Source organism: Branchiibius hedensis, assembly GCF_900108585.1.
Taxonomy (GTDB): Bacteria; Actinomycetota; Actinomycetes; order Actinomycetales; family Dermatophilaceae; genus Branchiibius; species Branchiibius hedensis.
Window position 1 is genome coordinate 1,169,043 of record NZ_UESZ01000001.1, and the last position, 15,283, is coordinate 1,184,325.

General features: G+C 67.5%; 11 protein-coding genes and 1 riboswitch. Of the genes, 7 read left to right on the forward strand and 4 right to left on the reverse strand.

The window, feature by feature from the left end:
• Window positions 1–16: 16 nt before the first annotated feature.
• From DR843_RS05775 to DR843_RS05800, 6 genes are all read left to right on the forward strand, one after another.
• Window positions 17–613: a MerR family transcriptional regulator gene (locus DR843_RS05775; RefSeq protein ID WP_281268793.1), complete on the forward strand. Its 597-nt coding sequence runs from the start codon at window positions 17–19 to the stop codon at window positions 611–613.
• A 24-nt stretch (window positions 614–637) separates the two neighbouring features.
• A riboswitch (glycine riboswitch) is annotated at window positions 638–727 on the forward strand.
• Between the two features lie 76 nt (window positions 728–803).
• Window positions 804–3,644: an aminomethyl-transferring glycine dehydrogenase gene (gene gcvP, locus DR843_RS05780; RefSeq protein ID WP_109684504.1), complete on the forward strand. Its 2,841-nt coding sequence runs from the start codon at window positions 804–806 to the stop codon at window positions 3,642–3,644.
• A complete protein-coding gene (locus DR843_RS05785) occupies window positions 3,637–4,389 on the forward strand; it encodes an alpha/beta hydrolase family protein (RefSeq protein ID WP_109684505.1) in 753 nt (250 codons plus the stop codon). The genes gcvP and DR843_RS05785 overlap by 8 nt, the downstream gene beginning before the upstream one ends.
• Window positions 4,386–5,423 (forward strand): phosphotransferase family protein, encoded by a 1,038-nt coding sequence (locus tag DR843_RS05790; RefSeq protein ID WP_170119759.1) that lies wholly within the window; start codon window positions 4,386–4,388, stop codon window positions 5,421–5,423. Before DR843_RS05785 ends, DR843_RS05790 begins: the two co-directional genes overlap by 4 nt.
• Window positions 5,420–5,947: an AAA family ATPase gene (locus DR843_RS05795; protein ID WP_109684507.1), complete on the forward strand. Its 528-nt coding sequence runs from the start codon at window positions 5,420–5,422 to the stop codon at window positions 5,945–5,947. The genes DR843_RS05790 and DR843_RS05795 overlap by 4 nt, the downstream gene beginning before the upstream one ends.
• A gap of 36 nt (window positions 5,948–5,983) precedes the next feature.
• Window positions 5,984–7,330, forward strand: coding sequence for an HNH endonuclease (locus DR843_RS05800; RefSeq protein ID WP_109684508.1), 1,347 nt, complete (start codon window positions 5,984–5,986; stop codon window positions 7,328–7,330).
• A 263-nt stretch (window positions 7,331–7,593) separates the two neighbouring features.
• Here DR843_RS05800 and DR843_RS05805 read toward each other — a convergent pair whose 3' ends face one another.
• From DR843_RS05805 to DR843_RS05820, 4 genes are read right to left on the reverse strand one after another with little or no spacing between them, the layout of a single operon-like run.
• A complete protein-coding gene (locus DR843_RS05805; protein WP_109684509.1) occupies window positions 7,594–8,262 on the reverse strand; it encodes a DNA alkylation repair protein in 669 nt (222 codons plus the stop codon).
• Window positions 8,263–8,277: 15 nt separating this feature from the next.
• Window positions 8,278–9,498, reverse strand: coding sequence for a pyridoxal phosphate-dependent aminotransferase (locus DR843_RS05810; protein WP_109684510.1), 1,221 nt, complete (start codon window positions 9,496–9,498; stop codon window positions 8,278–8,280).
• A gap of 24 nt (window positions 9,499–9,522) precedes the next feature.
• Window positions 9,523–12,606 (reverse strand): AAA family ATPase, encoded by a 3,084-nt coding sequence (locus tag DR843_RS05815; protein ID WP_109684511.1) that lies wholly within the window; start codon window positions 12,604–12,606, stop codon window positions 9,523–9,525.
• A complete protein-coding gene (locus DR843_RS05820; protein ID WP_109684512.1) occupies window positions 12,603–13,751 on the reverse strand; it encodes an exonuclease SbcCD subunit D in 1,149 nt (382 codons plus the stop codon). Before DR843_RS05820 ends, DR843_RS05815 begins: the two co-directional genes overlap by 4 nt.
• A gap of 58 nt (window positions 13,752–13,809) precedes the next feature.
• Between DR843_RS05820 and DR843_RS05825 the strand changes: the two genes are divergently transcribed.
• Complete coding sequence (locus DR843_RS05825; protein ID WP_109684513.1) at window positions 13,810–15,282, forward strand: glutamate-cysteine ligase family protein; 1,473 nt, start codon at window positions 13,810–13,812, stop codon at window positions 15,280–15,282.
• The last annotated feature ends 1 nt before the right edge of the window (window position 15,283 follow it).

Consider the following 15,283-nt stretch of genomic DNA (forward strand, 5'->3'; position numbering starts at 1 on the left):
AAATCCGGAGGTAGCCGTGGCCCGCAACGAGGCTCCGAACCGCGCGCAGGACGGCCGCGGCAGCACTCCCGCGCCGTTACAAGGCGCCTTGTTCACCCCAGACCTGCCCGAGCAGATGACCGAAGCCGTGGGCTACCGCGGCCCCGTGGTGTGCAGCACGGTCGATGTCACCTACCGGCAACTGGACTACTGGGCGCGCACGGGGCTCGTCGAGCCGTCCGTGCGCAACCCCTCCGGGTCGGGGCACCAGCGCCTCTACAGCTTCCGCGACATCCTGTTGGTGAAGGTGGTCAAGCGGTTGCTGGACACCGGAGTCTCCCTGCAGCAGATCCGCGTCGCGGTCAGCCACCTGCGCGACCGTGGCATCGAGGACTTGGCTTCCATCACCTTGATGTCGGATGGTGCCAGCGTCTACGAATGCACCTCGGATGCGGAGGTCATCGACCTGGTCCGTGGCGGTCAGGGCGTCTTCGGTATCGCCCTCGGCACCGTCTGGCACGAGGTCGAAGGGTCGTTGTCGGAACTGCCGAGCGAACGCCCCGATGCCGCGACACCGGCTGAGCACCCCGGTGATGAGCTGCGTGCCCGGCGCCAGCGCCGCAACGTGAGCTGACCGCCTATACTCGGGGTTAGCTTTCGACGCCGGATGGGAGAGCTTCCGTTTCGGGAAGCGCCGACGGGGCAACTCTCCCCAGAACCTCTCAGGCACCAGGACCATCCGGAAGAGGCTGCTCTGAAGGTCGTGTGCTGACAGAGGGGGAGACGCCGTACCTCTGCGTTCGTCTCAACCCCTCAGGACTGTCATGACTGATTTCGTCTCCCGGCACATCGGCCCGTCGTCCCCGGACGTCGAGCGCATGCTCGCCACGATCGGCCAGCCGTCGCTCGACGCGCTGATCACCACGGCCATCCCGGGTGGGATCCGCCAACCTGCCGCGCTGGACGTCGCGGCCGCTGAGTCCGAGCCGGCTGTCATCGCGGAGTTGCGGGCCAAGGCGGAGCAGAACGCGGTGCTCACCTCGATGATCGGACTGGGCTACTACGGCACCCACACCCCGCCGGTGGTCAAGCGCAACATCCTGGAGAACCCGGCCTGGTACACCGCCTACACGCCGTACCAGCCGGAGATCAGCCAGGGCCGTTTGGAGGCGCTGCTGAACTTCCAGACCATGGTCATCGACCTGACCGGCCTCGATGTCGCAGGCTCCTCTCTGCTGGACGAGGCGACCGCCGTTGCCGAGGCGATGACGCTGATGCGCCGGGCGAGCAAGGCGGCCAAGGACGCCGTGCTCCTGGTCGACGAGCAGGTCCTGCCTCAGTCGATCGGGGTGACCCGCACCCGCGCCGTGCCGCTCGGCCTCGACGTCGTCGTCGCCGACCTGCGGTCGAGTGACTCCCTGCGCGCGTTGGCGGGAGATCGCGAGGTCTTCGGTGTCGTGGTGCAGTACCCGTCCGCCGATGGTTCCATCACCGACTGGTCGGCGCGGGTCGCCGAAGCGCACGAGACCGGTGCTCTGGTCACTGCGGCCGCGGACCTGCTCGCACTCACCTTGCTGAAGCCGCCGGGGGAATGGGGCGCTGACATCGCCGTCGGCACCACCCAGCGGTTCGGGGTCCCGATGGGCTTCGGTGGCCCGCACGCCGGGTACATGGCGGTGCACTCCGGCCTGGAGCGCAACCTGCCCGGCCGCCTGGTCGGGGTGTCCGTCGACGCGGACGGTGCGCCCGCCTACCGCCTGGCGCTGCAGACCCGGGAGCAGCACATCCGCCGGGAGAAGGCGACCTCCAACATCTGCACCGCCCAGGTGCTGCTGGCCGTGATGGCCTCGATGTACGCCGTGTGGCACGGCCCGACCGGACTGACCCGGATCGCGCAGCAGGTGCACGACAAGACGCGTGCGCTGGCGGCCGCCCTGACCGCTGCCGGTTACGAGTTGGCCTCGGACGCCTTCTTCGACACGCTGACCGTGGTCGCGCCCGGTCGCGGCGCGGAGTTGGTGGCGGCGGCCCTGTCGAACGGCATCAACATCCACGGCGTCGACGCCGACCGGGTCTCGATCAGCCTGGACGAGACGACGACCGATTCAGACCTGGCCGATCTGGCCGCCGCGTTCGGGCTCACGGCCGTCCCCGCGCTGGAAGGTGAGGTCGCCTGGCCGGCCGAGTTGCGGCGTACGTCGGACTTCCTCACCCACCCGGTGTTCTCCGCCCACCACAGCGAGACGGCGATGCTGCGCTACCTGCGCACGCTCGCCGACCGCGACTACGCCCTGGACCGGGGCATGATCCCGCTCGGGTCGTGCACGATGAAGCTCAACGCGACCACGGAGATGGAGTCGATCACCTGGCCGGAGTTCGCCAATCTGCACCCGTTCGCGCCGGCGGACCAGAGCGTCGGGATCCGTTCGCTGATCGACGATTTGGAGCAGTGGTTGTGTGCGATCACCGGCTACGACGCCGTGTCGCTGCAGCCCAACGCCGGCTCCCAGGGGGAGTTCGCAGGTCTGCTGGCGATCCACGCCTTCCATGAGGCCAACGGGGATCGCGACCGGAACATCTGTCTGATCCCCGCGTCGGCGCACGGCACGAACGCGGCCTCGGCGGTGATGGCCGGGCTCAAGGTCGTCGTCGTCAAGACCGCGCCGACCGGCGAGATCGACATGGACGACCTCAAGATCAAGATCAAGCAGCACGGGGAGAACCTCGCGGCGATCATGGTCACCTACCCCTCGACGCACGGCGTCTTCGAGGACACGATCACCGAGCTGTGTGATCTGGTGCATGAGGCCGGTGGGCAGGTCTACATCGACGGCGCGAACCTGAACGCCCTTGTGGGACTAGCGCAGCCGGGCAAGTTCGGTGGCGACGTGTCGCACCTGAACCTGCACAAGACGTTCTGCATCCCACACGGCGGCGGTGGTCCGGGCGTCGGCCCGGTCGCGGTGCGTAGCCACTTGGCGCCGTACTTGCCGGGTACGCCGTTCGCGCCCTCGGCGGTCGGTCCGGTTTCGGCCGCACCGTTCGGGTCCGCCTCGATCCTGCCGATCTCCTGGGCCTACGTACGCCTCATGGGCGGCGCGGGCCTGACCCAGGCGACGGAGACGGCGATCCTGAACGCGAACTACATTGCCGCGCGGTTGAATTCGTCCTACCCGGTGCTCTACTCCGGTGACGGCGGCCTGGTCGCGCACGAGTGCATCCTGGATCTGCGGGGGCTGACCAAGGAGTCCGGCGTCACGGTCGACGACGTCGCCAAGCGACTGATCGACTATGGCTTCCACGCGCCGACGATGAGCTTCCCGGTGGCCGGCACGCTGATGGTCGAGCCGACCGAGAGTGAATCCCTGGAAGAGATCGACCGGTTCTGCGATGCGATGATCGCGATCCGCGCCGAGATCCAGCAGGTGATCGATGGCGTTGTGTCCGCCGAGGATTCGGTGCTGCGACACGCTCCGCACACGGCGGTTTCGCTGGTCCGTGAATGGGAGCACCCGTACTCGCGTGAGGAGGCTGCCTTCCCGGCGGGGGTCGACCCGCTGCGTAAGTACTGGGCGCCGGTGCGCCGGATCGATGGCGCGTACGGCGACCGGCACCTGATCTGCTCCTGCCCGTCGCCGGAGGCGTTCGAGCACGTCGGTGACTGAGGTCTTGATTGGTGAGGTGCCGGGTGATTTCGTGTCGCCCGGCACCTCTCCGTCTCCGGCGGTGCTGTTGTTGCACGGTACGGCGAGCGAGCGTGACGAGGTAGGCGGACTCTTCGTCCGGTTGGCCGAGTCTCTTGTGGCAGGCGGAATTGCCTCTCTCCGCATCGATTTCGCTGGTTGTGGGGCGAGCTCCCGGCCGCAGACCGATTTCACGGTGACCTCGGAATTGTCCGATGCTCAAGCGGCGGTGACGTGGTTGCGTGGGCAGCCGTCCGTCTCCCGGGTAGCGGTGCTGGGGATGTCCCAGGGCGGAATGATCGCGTTGCTGCTCGCGGCTCAGGATCCCGCACTCGCCGCTCTCGTGACCTGGTCCGCCGGGGTGCTGACTACGTCCGATCTGGCTGGCGCTTTTCCCGGGGTGCTGAGTGACGGCGCGTCCTCGGCGGTCATCGATCTCGGGTACCGCACCTTCGAATTCTCCCGGCAGTGGCTCGAGGAGTTCCGGGCGATGGACCTCGGTGCGGCGGCCGCGGCCGTCACCGTCCCGGTACTGGCGGTGTGCGGCACAGCGGACACAGTCGTCTCGCCGGCCGCGTCTTCCCGGTTGGTCGCAGATGCGCCGGACCGTGCGTTGGTCGAGATCGACGGGGCCGATCACATCTTCAACGTGCTGTCGCATTCCTCGGCGGCGGACCAGTTATTGACTGTCACGACGAATTGGCTTGTGGCAACGTTGGCCAGGTGACCGACCAGGTTCAGGAGACAGTGGAACTCGCATCGACACTGCTCGGTGAGCCGTTGGCCCTCGTCGGTGACCCGCTGCCGAGCGGATCCCGACATCAGGTACTGCGACTGCGTCGATCCTCGGTCGAAGCCGACACCGTTGTCGCCAAACGCCGCCTGATTCCCGAGCCGTCACCGGAAGTTGCTGCGCTGGAGGCGTTTTCGGCGGTCGGATCCACCGTCACACCCACATTGGTCGCCCATGCCCCCGACCTCTTCATCATGTCCGACCTGGGCGACCACCCGGATCTCGCCTCCCGCATGCTGACCGGTGATCCGCTGCTGACCCGGCGTGCGCTGCTCGCGTGGGCGACCGGATTAGCCCGGTTCCACCGTGCCGGTGTTAAGGCACGGGTGCTGGTGCCCGATTCTCTGGCTGACTACATGCCCGGCCCACTCGACGAAGCGGCTGACGATCTGGTGACGCAGGCGGCCGACCTGGGGGTCGACGTACGTCATGGATTCGTTGAATTGCGCGACGTAGCGGGCTCATTCGAGACGTCACTGGAGGTGTTGTCGGCAGGTGACATGTGCCCGGATAACAATCTCTTGACCGACGAGGGCGCCTACTTCCTCGATCTGGAGTTTGCGACGGTCCGCCACCTGGCGTGGGACCTCGCCTATCTGTTGGTCCCGTGGCCGTCGTGTTGGTGCGCCTGGCGGTTGCCGCCGGGGTTGGGGCGGTCGGCACTCGGGCGGTGGCGCGAGGTCTTCGTATGCGACGACTCCACCTGGCGGGCCGTGCAGAAAGACGTGGAGTTGGCGGCTGATGCGTGGCGCTGGTTGTCGATCAGTTGGCTCCTTCCCACCCTTTCTACGGGGTGGCCGGAGCGCGCAGATCGGCCCGCCCCGCCGGTGCCGGACCGCCTATGCCATTCGCTCGACGCACTCGCCCGCAGCCGGGCTCTTCCGGAGTACCGCTCGGCTGCAACGCAATTGGCGGCTGCGATCCGGCGACGCTTTACCGTCGCATCCCTGGGAGTGGTCGGCGCATGAGTGTCGTCGGGCCCCGGCTGGTGGTGATTCGCGGCAACAGCGGATCCGGAAAGTCGTGTGTCGCCGCAGACCTTCAAACAGCTAACAAAGGCCGAATTGCGCGGATCGGACAGGATGCGATACGACGTGACCTCCTCAAAACCAACGACCGCCCCGGCACGCTCGCTGTCGATCTCATCGGCGACACCGCGCGCTGGTGCCTCGCGCGAGGTCTCGACGTGGTGATCGAGGGGATCCTCAACTCTTCGGTTTATGGCGACCTGCTTCGCGGTTTGCGGGCCGATCACAGTGGCTATTTCGCCGCCTACTATCTCGACGTCCCATTCGAGGAGACCGTGCGCCGACACATGACCAAGCCGAACAGGGATGAGTTCGGGGAGGCGGAGATGCGCGAGTGGTATCGACCGCTAGACCTCGTCACAGGGCTCGATGAATCGGTCATCGACGCCACCAGTTCCAGGGCCTGTACGGGCACGACGATCGCCCGCGTCGCTGGCTGGAAACGACCGCCAAGCCAGCGCTGAGGGAGGCTGTCGGTGGTCGCACCTAGGGTCTGATCCATGGCCCAGATCATCGCCGAGCGACACCCGGACGCAGCGTCCGATGTGCCCTCGGTGGTGCGCGCCTTCCAGGAGTGGATCGCCGAGGTGGAGCTCGATGAGCCGACGTGGGAAGCGGTCCGCTGTATGGAGGACCTCAAGAACACTCTGACGGCGCGGCAGGCCGACGTCACGGTCGCTCTGCATCGCGAGCAAGCGGAGAAGGATGCTGCTCGGGGCTTCGTACTCCCGTCACACACCGACCGGGTGGTCGCCGCTCAGCTCGGACTCGCGCGGCGTCGCTCTCCGGTGCAGGCCGGTCGACTACTGCGTATCGCGCATCTGACCGTGGCCGCCGAACCGGTGCGTGAGGCGATGCGGACCGGTGAGCTGAATGAGGAGCAGGCCGGGATCATCCGCCGGGAGACCGATGGCCTCACACCCGAGGACCGAGACCGCGTCATCGAGAAGGTGGCAGACACCCTTGGCCGGACGTCGGACCGTCACCTGTCCGACGATGTCCGGACCGCGGCGCACCGGGTTGATCCCGAACTCGCGGCACGCCGCGCGGAGGCCGCCCGCGCCGATCGACACGTCAGTCTTCGGTCGGCGCGTGACGGAATGGCGCACCTGTCGGCTTTCCTGCCTGCTGTTGAGGGTCGCGCCTGCTTGGAAGCGCTGCGTAAGGGCGCGAACGCCGCGAAGCGGCAGCCCCGCCCTGAGAAAGGGCCAGATCGAACTCCGCGGCAGTGGATGGCAGACCTTCTGGTGCACCGTGTCTCGGGTCGGGACCCCGTGACGGAACCAGTCGACGTACACGTCAATCTCGTCGTGCCCATCGACTCGCTCATCTCGGGCAATGAGCCGGGTTACCTGCCTGGCTATGGGCCGATCCCGGCCGGTGAGGTGCGCGAGTTGCTGTCCCAGCGCGAGGACGGCGTCGACGTACGTCGCTTGTTCGTCCATCCGGGTAGCGGCCAGTTGGTCGGGATGGAGAGCAAGAGCCGGTTCTTCCGCGGGTTGCTCGCCCAGTTCGTGCAGTGGCGCGACCGGCGCTGCCGCACGCCTTGGTGCGGTGCTCCCATCAAGGAGATCGACCACATCACTGCCCACGCGAAGGGAGGCGCGACCAGCGCAGACAACGCCGAAGGCGACTGTCAGTGGTGCAATTTGGTCAAGGAACATCCGGCGTGGCATGTGACCGGTCATGCCCGTGAGGTGCTCGTCAGCAGCGGGGGACTGCAGGCCACGACGCGGCCTCCGCTGGTCAATGAACCCTCCCAGGCGTGGTCGCCGCTTGAGGAGTATCTCCTCGATCTCGAATGGCGCTGGGCGCTCCGGCGAGCGTCGGGCAAGGATGACCCGTAGGACAACGAGGGCAGCTCCCTGCCCGGCAGAGCTACTCCTCACCGAAGGTCGCAGGTGATACGAGTACTGTTCGTGCACAGCTGAATTCGTCGAATCGCGAGACAGTTGGTGGTGCGCGCGTTCCGTCGATGGCATGTCTCCGGACGGCGTTGTAGCGCAGTTCGCCGTCGTGGGCGACATCTCCGGGGACGGGGGCGGGGGAGCTTCTGCGCACCTTCGGGTTCGACACGATGTTGCGGGCCGCCTTCGATGCCTGATACCTCTCAGAGGTGTTTGGCGGCTTCCCGGCGGCTGAGCGGCGAGAGGACGTGGGTCGCCAGGTAGGTGCGCACCCAGTCGGGGTGTGCCCGAGCGGCATCCCGCAGCGCCCAGCCGATCGCCTTACGAAGGAAGAACTCGTTGTCCTCACGGCTGGGTTCGATGGCGTCGGTAAGCAATACCAGGTCGGTGGCTTCGCCGCGGCCGAGTTGCGCGATGATCGCCGCCCGGCGGATCCAGAAGTCCGGGTCCCGGCTCCAACCGCGCAGCAGATCGGGCACCCCGGGGATGCCGGCGTCGAGCAACTCCCGGAGCCGGTGCGCCGCTTCGTCGACGTAGTCCCACCACTGGCCGGTGCGAATGAAGTGCTCGACAAGAGGCATCGAATCGCGCTGTCCGGCAATGGTTTTAGTCGCGAGAAGCGCGAGCGCGGCGTACCGTTCCTCGCGATGGGTTGCCCCGTCCCAGAGTCGCAGCGCTGCGGCACGAACCGTGACTGGGTCGGTGATGTCTCGTACGGCTGCCCGCGCGATCCGTCGAGCAGCGGGTACGCGGACGCCGAGGTAGGGCATGGCGGACTTCATGTACTGCTGTTGGCCAGGCGCAAGCAGTGGGTCGGCAGCCGCGCGCAACTCGCGGCGGATGTCCTGCACCAGAACCTCGACGGCGCTCATCGAGCGGGTGGACGGTCAGACGCGGATGGTGGCCAGGTAGTCGCCGATCCGGGTCAGCGCCTCGGTGAGGTCCTCGACGGAGGGCAGCGTCACCAGCCGGAAATGGTCGGGCTCGGGCCAGTTGAACCCAGTGCCGTGCGTGACCAGGATCTTGGTCTCCCGCAGGAGGTCGATGACGAACTTCTCATCGTCGGCGATCGGGTAGACCTGCGGATCCAGCCGCGGGAAGCAGTACAGCGCCCCCATCGGCTTCACGCAGGACACCCCCGGGATCGCGTTGAGCATGTCGTAGGCGACGTTGCGCTGCTCGAGCAGCCGTCCGCCCGGGAGCAGCAGGTCGTTGATGGACTGGTATCCACCCAACGCGGTCTGGATCGCATGCTGCGCAGGGACATTCGCGCACATCCGCATATTCGCCAAGAGAGTCAGGCCCTCGAGAAAGTCGGTTGCCCGCCGCCGGGGTCCGGTGATGGTGACCCAGCCGCTGCGGAACCCGGCGACCCGATACGCCTTGGACAGTCCACTGAAGGTCAGACAGAGCACGTCCTCTGCGGCATATGCCGCCAGGTGGTGGTGAACGGCGCCGTCGAAGAGGATCTTCTCGTAGATCTCGTCGGCAAACAGGACCAGGTCGTGCCGCCGGGCGATGTCGGCCAGACCCTGGAGGATCTCGGGGGAGTAGACCGCACCAGTCGGGTTGTTGGGATTGATGACGACCAACGCGTGCGTGTTCTCGGTGATCTTGGACTCGATATCGGCCAGATCGGGGTTCCAGTCGTCGGCCTCGTCGCAGCGGTAGTGCACCGGTGTCCCGCCGGCCAGGGACACCGCTCCGGTCCACAAGGGGTAGTCCGGCGCCGGCACCAGGATCTCGTTGCCGTCGTCGACAAACGCCTGCAGCACCAGCGAGATCATCTCGCTGACGCCGTTACCGATGAAGACGTCCTCGACCCGGACGTCGGTCAGGCCCTCGGCCTGGTAGAAGTTGGCGACCGCCGTACGGGCCGAGTAGATCCCACGGGAGTCGCTGTACCCCTGCGCGTTGGGCAGGTGATGCACCATGTCTTGCAGGATCGTCTCGGGCGCCTCGAAACCGAACGGGGCCGGGTTGCCGATGTTCAGCTTCAGGATCCGGTGCCCTTCGGCTTCCAAGCGCTCGGCCTCGACCAGGATCGGGCCGCGCACGTCGTACCGCACGTGCTGGAGCTTCTTGGACTGTCGGATATCGCGGGCCACGGCCGAATTATCGCACCGGTCGGGTTACGCCGCGCTGGCTCCGTCCCGGATGCGGACAGTCGAACCAGTCTCGCAGCGGCGGACTTCCAACTGGGTGGGGATGCGTTGGCGCAGGTCCGGGACGTGACTGACGATCCCGACGACACGATCGCCCGCCCGCAATTCGTCCAGGACCTGTAGCACTCGATCCAGGGTGTCCTGATCGAGTGACCCGAAACCTTCGTCGACCAGTAGGGTCTCCAAGGGCCGTCCGCCGGTCTCTGCCAGGACCGCGTCGCCCAACCCGAGGGCCAGTGACAGCGACGCCATGAAGGACTCGCCCCCGGACAGCGTGGCCGTGTCGCGCGTTTGTCCGGTCCAGGCGTCCCGGACGACCAGGCCCAGACCACTGCGCGCGCCGTGCTTGGCCCGCGCGTCGCTGTGCTCGAGGGTGAACCGGCCGTCACTCATCGCGGTCAGCCGCTCGTTGGCGAGGGTGGTCACCGACTCCAGTCGCGCGGCGAGCACGTAGGCGGACAGACGCATTCGGAGGGTGTTGTCCTCGCCGGAGCCGTTGACCGTGTCGGCGAGTGAGGCAATGGTGGCGAACTTCTCATTCGCCGCAACGTACGCCGAGTGCACGCTTGCGAGGTCAGCGGACAAGGTGCGTAGCCGGGTGACCGTCGTTTCGAGTGCGGTCGCCGCCGCCCGCTCACGGTCGGCGCGCTCCTCTGCATGGGCGGCGGCCGCTTCCAACTCGGACAGGTCCTCTGCGGGCGCGGCGCAAGCGGCGACGACGGCCGGCAGTTCGAGCACCGCGGTGGTCGCTTGCAGACGGGCGTCGTAGTCGGAGATGGCGGCCTCTATCGACGCCACTTCCGCTGCGCTGCAACGGGATTCGCTGTACTTGGCGAGATCGGGGAAGTCCTGGGCGGCCAACGCGGTAGCCAGGTCAGCAGCTGCTTGCTCGACGAGTTCCTGATCGGTGGTGGCCGTCGTGAGCAGCCGCACCACCTGATCGACCGCGGTGCTGGCCGCTGCGTGCCCCGCGGGGTCGCTCCCGCAGGGGCAGGTGTCCGCGTGAACCTGCAGCGCCCCCTCGATGGTGCTGTGGAGCTCGGCGAGCTCTGCTTCGGCGTCCGTCAGACGCGCCTGGTCGGTCGCGAGATCGGCCGTCGCCGCGGAGAGTTCGGCTGCCACCTGCTCTGCGGCCGTGTCCAGTTCGGCCAGTGCGCGTTCTGCGTCGCTGACTCGCTCGACTTCGTGTGCTGCATCTTGTTGCACCACGGCAGCCGCGCCCACGAGTCCGTCGAGGACGCCCGGCTCGATTGGCGAGGTCGCCGACCAGACCGAGCTTGCAGCCGACATCGCATCGGCGGGCAGCCACGCGCTGACGTCGTCCCAGGCCGGCAGGTCAGCGTGCGCAGCACTCCACTGAGCCTCCAAGGTGGTCAGTCTGGCTCGGGCGGCGGCAAGGGCCTGGTCGGCGGCGGCCGCAGCGGCGAGGGCACCGTCCGCCACGCTCGAAGCCTCGGCCACGTCATCGGCGGTGACAGCGTCAGCCGTGGGGGTCGCCGGACTGGGGTGCGTTGTCGAGCCGCAGACCGGGCACGCGTCGCCATCCTCGAGGTCGGCCCCGAGCTCTGCCGCGATGCCTGCCAGCCGGGCAGCGCGCAGTCGGTCGAGTTCGGTCCGGGCCCGAGAGCTGGCTGCTTCGGTGGCCGCCGCGGTGCGCAGCGCCGACTCGCATGCGGTCCGCGCGGCGGCGATCGTGCCGGCGACGTCGGACAGTTTGCCGAGGGCTGCGACAGCCGCGTTGACCGAGTGGGACAGGGCCGTCACCGCTGGCGCGGACGCCGTTGTCGTGTGCAGTGTCGCCCGCGTGGCCACCACCGCGGCTTGCCTGTGCTGCAGTTCTTCCACCACCGCCGCAGTCGCTGCACCCTTGTCGCGCAACTGGTTCCGGCGCTCGGCGGTCCGCTGCAGCGATGCCGTCAGCGGTGGCAGGCCCGCCAGGGTTGCACCACCCGCAGCAAGCGCTGCCGTCAACCGGGGCCACCAATCGTCGGTGCCTTTGCCCTGTAATGCCGTCGGAAGTGCGGCAACGGCCGTCTCGACCGCGACCTGCGAAGCAGCGTGCCGCGTGACCCGAGCACGGTGTGCCTCCGCGAGCGGATCGACCTGTTGGGCGCGGCGTGCTGCTGCCAGCCGTGAGCGTCGGTCCGTCTGTAGGCCGGCCGCGCCGAGCAGGGCATCCCGCTCGGCGATCGCAGCAGCGGCTTCAGCGCGCCGGGCCGCTCGCTGCTGCGCTTCGACCAAGGACCGTCGCGCGACCACCGCTGCGTCAGCCGCAGTCTGTGCCCGGGTCATCGCCTCGGTTGCAGCGTCTTCGAGCTGGACCAGCAATGTTGTGACCGCCGACGGTAGGTCTGTTTCCGGCAGCGACTCCGCACGGCCGCTGGATACCAGCACTTCCTCGATCCGGTCCCTGCAGCGCACCACCGCGACGGACGCCTCGTCGCGTCGAGCGCGCGCCATCGAGCGTCGCTCGGTCAGCCACGACTCCACTCCGCGGAACCGATCGATCGCGAACAGTCGCTCCAACAGGACACCGCGGTCGTCCGGTTTGGCGCGCAAGAAGGCCGCGAACTCGCCCTGTGGCAACAGGATCAGTTGGACGAACTGCTGCAGGTCCAGACCGAGAGTGCGCTTGATGAACTCTCCGGTCTCCTGCTCCTTGACGGCCTGCTCCTGCCAGTGCCCGGCCCGCAACTCCTCCAGCCGGACCGTGGACCGGCGAGTGGTGCTCTGCCCTTTGCGGCCGACCACCTCGTAACTGGCGGTACGGGTTATGCGTAGCCGGCGGCCCGCCACGGAGAACTCCATGCTGACCGTTGGTTGCTCACCGGGTGCGTGGTCACTGGCGACCTTGACCGCGGCATTCGAGACCCGTTGCCGCGGAATGCTGCCGAACAGCGCGAAGCACATCGCGTCCAGCAGGCTCGACTTGCCGGCGCCGGTGCGACCGTGGATCAGGAACAGCCCTGCTGACCCCACGGCATCGAAGTCGATGTCCTGGGTCTCGGCGAACGGTCCGAAGGCGGACACGGTCAGCTGATGAATTCTCATGCGCTGCGCACCACATCATCGGAGGCCTCCTCGCGCTCGACCCGGGCCGCCGATGCCAGAGCCGAACGCAACAACTCCGACTCCTGCTCGGAGGCGCCGGTGCCGCCGCGCACATGCGACAGGAATCCGCAGCAGACGTCGAATTCGCTGTGGCCCCGGACCTTTTCGGCGTACCCACGGCGAGTCGAAAGATCGACTGTGTCCGAGGAGAACTGAAGCCTGAGCGTGTGCGGGAACCGGCGGCGGACCTGATCCATGGCCCCCAACGGCCGCGTCGGGTCAGTCAGCGTGACCTCGCACCACGCCCTCTCGGCGTACGTGAAAGCCGACGAGGACAACAGCTCGGTCAACGGGCCGCGCAGGCGGACCACGGGTCGCTCCACTGGTGCGGCGATCGTCTCTCGCGACAGCACGCCATTTGCGATGGTGACCAACTCGGTGCCCTTGACCTGGTCGGCCTCACTGAACGACATCGCGACCGGTGACCCGGAGTAGACCACCGAGTCAGTCACCGCTTGCGGTCGGTGCAGGTGCCCCAGCGCTGCGTAGTCGAACTGATCGAACACGGCGGCGGGCACTGCGGCAAGGCCGCCGACACTGATGTCCCGTTCCGAGTCCGAGGAGGTCGCGCCGGTGACGAACGTGTGCGCCATCGCCACCATCGGACCCTCACCTGCGGGCAGATCTGACAGGGCCGCCCGCAGGACCGCGGCGTGGGTGCGTTCGGTGGCACCGAGTGAGTCCGCGACCCCCGCGGGGTCCAGGTAGGGCACCGGCACCACGAACCCGTCGCCGACCGGAATCGGTCGCCGCACTGACGACAGGTGGGAGCGGATGTGCAGCCCGGCGGACTCCAGCATCCGCGCTCCGAAGCCGAGGCGCACGGCCGAATCGTGGTTGCCGCTGGTGACGATCACTGCGGCGCCGGTGTCGAGCAGCCGGGAGAGCGCGTCGTCCAGCAATGCCACGGTCTCCGGAGAGGGAATCGCGCGGTCGTAGATGTCGCCGGAGACCAGCACCGCATCGACGCCTTCGGAGCGGGTGACCTCGATCAGCTGATCGAGGTAGAGCTCATGTGCAGCCTGCAGCCCGGCCCCGTGGAACGAGCGTCCCAGGTGCCAGTCGGAGGTGTGCAAGAACCGCATGGCTGCACCATAAGCGCGACCTCTGACAGCCTCGACGAGGCGCGCCTAGGCTGTGCCCATGGGTGACGAGGTCGCAGGTACCGGATTCACGCGCGAGGACCGTCAGCGCTACCGGGAGAAGGTGCGTCAGGACCTCGACGTCTTCGAGCGGATGCTGCGCACGCATGCCTTTCCGGCCGAGAAGCGGCTGACCGGGATGGAGATCGAGCTCAACCTCGTCGGCGCCGATATGCAGCCTGCGATGAAGAACGCCAGCATCCTGAAGGCCATCGCCGACCCGGATTATCAAACCGAGTTGGGCCAATACAACATCGAGCTCAACGTCCCGCCGCGTGCGTTGCCCGGTGATGCTCCCCGGAAGTTGGAGGAGGAGTTGCGGGCCAGCCTGAACGAGGCGGAGCGTCGCGCCCGGGAACTCGACGTGCGGATCTGCGCTATCGGGATCCTGCCCACCTTGATGCCGGAGCACTTCGACGCCGACTGGATGAGCGCCAACAACCGGTACCAGGCGCTGAACGAATCCATCGTCAACGCCCGTGGTGAGGACATCTTCATCGACATCCAGGGCATGACGGGGGAGCGATTGGCGACGTACGCCGATACGATCGCCCCCGAATCCGCCTGCACTTCAGTGCAATTGCACCTCCAGGTCGAGCCGATGCAGTTCGCCGACTACTGGAACGCCGCCCAAGCGGTCGCCGGGCTGCAGCTGGCGATGGGTGCCAACTCGCCGTACTTCTACGGCCGGCGCCTGTGGGCGGAGACGCGGGTCGAGCTCTTCGCGCAGGCCACCGATACTCGCGCGATCGAGCTGAAGAACCAAGGGGTCCGGCCGCGGGTGTGGTTCGGGGAGCGCTGGATCACCAGCATCTTCGACCTGTTCGAGGAGAACGTGCGCTACTTCCCCGCGTTGTTGCCGGAGTGTTCTGAAGAGGATCCGGTCGCCGTCCTCGAGGATGGAGGCGCACCCGCCCTGCCCGAGTTGCGGCTGCACAACGGCACCATCTACCGCTGGAACCGGCCGATCTACGACGTGGTGGGTGGCGAGCCACACCTGCGGGTGGAGAACAGGGTTCTGCCGGCGGGGCCGAGCATCGTTGACACCCTTGCCAATTCGGCCTTCTACTTCGGCCTGATGGACCGGCTCACCGCCGACGAGCGACCGGTGTGGACCCGGATGAGCTTCGCCGCGGCGTACGCCAACTTCACCGAGTGCGCCCGCCGGGGGATCGAGGCGGAGGTCTACTGGCCCGGCTACGGGACCGTGACGGCGGTCGAGTTGGTCCAGCGGCATCTGGTGCCGTTGGCGTACGACGGGCTGGCCCATCGCGGGGTCGCGCACGACGTGGCGGCACGCTACCTGGGGATCATCGAGGAGCGGTGTCGGCGCGAGGTGAACGGCGCCTCCTGGCAGGTCGCGTGCGTGGAGGAGTTGGAGCGCAAGGGGGCTGATCGGCGTACCGCGCTGGCGGGATTGCTAGAGCGCTATCTGGAGCACATGGGCGACAACGCACCAGTGCACACCTGGTGAG